This window comes from Candidatus Neomarinimicrobiota bacterium, assembly GCA_041862535.1.
Lineage (GTDB): Bacteria > Fidelibacterota > Marinisomatia > SCGC-AAA003-L08 > TS1B11.
The window spans coordinates 1-2,678 of record JBGVTM010000232.1; the positions used below are offsets into that span (position 1 = coordinate 1).

The window sequence follows — 2,678 nt, forward strand, 5'->3', positions numbered from 1 at the left end:
ACCTTGATCGCCGCCAACTTCTCCAGCAACGTCGCGTGGGCTTTATCCGCCGCCATGATCTCAGCGCTCCTCTACTTTGGGGCCTTGGCCTTGGACTTGGCTTCCGCCTCCATGGCCGCAATCGCCTTGCGGATGAAGACCGGCACCAGCGGAAGCACTACCGTCAGCACGAAGGTCAGCAACAGCTTCACCATCGGCGCCAGCGACAGGACCCCCTGGCTATGGGCCTGCAGCAGCAGCGCACTCAACAGCGCCAGCCCCGACAGGATATACGTCCGCGTTCCAGGCTTGAAAAAGGGTATCATGATCTCACTCCTTTGCATACTTGCGTTTCCATTACCGGGCAAGATTACGCACAACAGATAGGCCTTGTCGTTCGCCTGGTGCGCCCAGTGCGTCGGATGCGCGAAAAAATTAGTTTTTAGTTGATGGTCGTTAGTAGTTAGTACACTTACCGGTGGACGTGCACGGTTCTGGCGCTCCATGCGCAGAGTGGGCAAATGATAGCCTTAAGGAAGCCACCAGCAGAGAGCCCCGGAAGCGTCCGGGGCTTTTTAGTTTTGATATGCTTTGGGTCGGAGATCCTGCGACCAGCCTGGCTACCATTCGTTACGCGGGGTAAACTCAGGATGACCCTGGGGGACACTTCAGCAGCGCTTGCCCGATGCTCCTGGAACACCCGCCCCATACCGGCAAGCCTTAGATCCAATAGAAGCGCCTCTAAGAGTGGCGCGAGGATAACCTTGAAATAGCCACTTGCAGCACTTAGTTTTTACCTGAAGAGTCTACCAGGTTCTGAAGACATTCAACGCTGAGATATAAGAGATGAGATATAAGAGATAGGCACGTTATGAAGCGACTTGATTTTCTGAAAACGACTACGGCAGGTCTCATTGGACTGTCTCCCCTTCTCTCCGGCAGGTCCCTGCTTAAAGCACTGGTGAATCAGCCGGTTCCCGATGTCGTCTGGGTGGAAAACGGTGAACCCATGCAATTAATACGTGCCGCCGCGGCAGCATACGGCGGTATGGGGCGATTCATATCCAAGGGAGACATTGTAGTCGTAAAGCCCAATATCGGCTGGGACCGGGCCCCGGAATATGCCGCCAATACCAATCCCGACCTGATTGCCGAGCTTGTCAAGCTCTGTCTGGATGCCGGAGCCAGGAAGGTAAAGGTATTTGACCGCTCGTGTGACGTTGCACTCCGCTGCTATCGAAGCAGCGAGATCGAGGCCAGGGCTAAAGAAGCGGGTGCCGAAGTCCAGCAGGTCCGGGAGCACCGCTTCAAGACCATCGCCCTGCGTAAGGGCGAGAGGTTGAAGGAGTGGCCCATTTATCAGGACTACCTGGAAGCTGACAAGGTGATCAATGTGCCGGTGGCCAAGCATCACTATCTATGTCGGGCTACGCTGGGCTTAAAGAACTTGATGGGGGTCATGGGCGGTTCCCGGGGTGAAATCCACAACGGCTTTTCGATCAAACTGGTGGATATCGCCTCCGAAATTCTTCCGACCCTGACCATAATCGACGCTTACCGGATACTAACCCGCAATGGACCCACCGGGGGCAATCTGGCTGACGTGAAACAACCGCGCAGCCTGATCATGAGTCCCTGTATCGTGACGGCTGATTACGTGGCGACCGCGCTGTTCGGATTGGAGCCCCAGCAGGTGGGGCATATTCAGGAAGCCGTGCGGCGGGGGCTCAATCGATATGATGTAGCCAACTTGAAGCTGGAGAAAATAAGTCTTTCGTGAGCATGGCAAAGGCCCGGCGATGGGTCCAGGTCGGTTTCCTCCTATTCTTTATCCTGCTTTTTATTATAGCACGCTACCCCTATTCCGGCCGCCTACCGGCGGACATCTTCCTGCGGTTCAGTCCTCTCATCCCCCTGTTTGATTTTATCGACCATTTGCGGATCTCGCTGCTGTTCTGGCCGGCGCTGATTATCCTGGTGCTGACCCCTTTTCTGGGACGCTTTTTCTGCGGCTGGATCTGTCCCCTGGGCACCACCCTGGACGTCACCAGCCGTGCCATCAAGCCGCCCGATAACCGGAAGGCGCAGCGCTGGCGGTCATTGCGACCCTTGAAGTATGTCATCCTTTTCAGCACGGTCGTGCTGGCAATCTTCTCCCTGCACGTCTGGGGCTTCTTGGACCCGCTGGCTATCTTCAACCGCGCGCTGACGGTGGTGCTCTACCCCCTGGCGACGCTGGTGGCGGAGTCCACCCTGGTAGGGCTCAGCAAGATTTCCTTCCTGGAAGGACCGGCCAACAGGCTGTATGACGGGTTTAAAGCCCTCCTGATGCCGGAACCGCAGGCCCACTTTCAGCAGGTTTTCTGGGTGGCCCTCTTCTTCGGGGCTATTCTGGCGCTGGAGAAGTTATCCCGGCGCTTCTGGTGCCGGAACCTCTGTCCCGCCGGTGCGCTCCTGGGATTCCTCTCCCAGTTCCGGTTCTACGAGCGGCTGGTAAGCGCTACCTGTCCCGACTGCGGGAAGTGTTACCAGGATTGCAAGATGAACGCCATCCCGGAGGATAAGGTCACAGAGACCAACAAGGTGGAATGCATCGAGTGCTTCAACTGCTCCGAAAAGTGCCCGCCGAAGGCGAAGGCGATCAGCTACCGCTGGCACTGGCGGCCGTATCACACGCCCATCGATTATTCCCGGCGCCA

3 protein-coding genes are annotated in these 2,678 nt (G+C 56.9%); 2 read left to right on the forward strand and 1 reads right to left on the reverse strand.

Annotated elements, in window-relative coordinates; all coding sequences use genetic code 11:
* Positions 1-71 precede the first annotated feature (71 nt).
* A complete protein-coding gene (locus ACETWG_08520; protein MFB0516634.1) occupies positions 72-323 on the reverse strand; it encodes a hypothetical protein in 252 nt (83 codons plus the stop codon).
* Positions 324-850: 527 nt separating this feature from the next.
* Between ACETWG_08520 and ACETWG_08525 the strand changes: the two genes are divergently transcribed.
* Both ACETWG_08525 and ACETWG_08530 read left to right on the forward strand, forming a co-directional pair.
* Positions 851-1,759, forward strand: coding sequence for a DUF362 domain-containing protein (locus ACETWG_08525; protein ID MFB0516635.1), 909 nt, complete (start codon positions 851-853; stop codon positions 1,757-1,759).
* Positions 1,760-1,761: 2 nt separating this feature from the next.
* Positions 1,762-2,678: 4Fe-4S binding protein (locus ACETWG_08530; GenBank protein MFB0516636.1), on the forward strand; the 917-nt coding region annotated here is incomplete at its 3' end.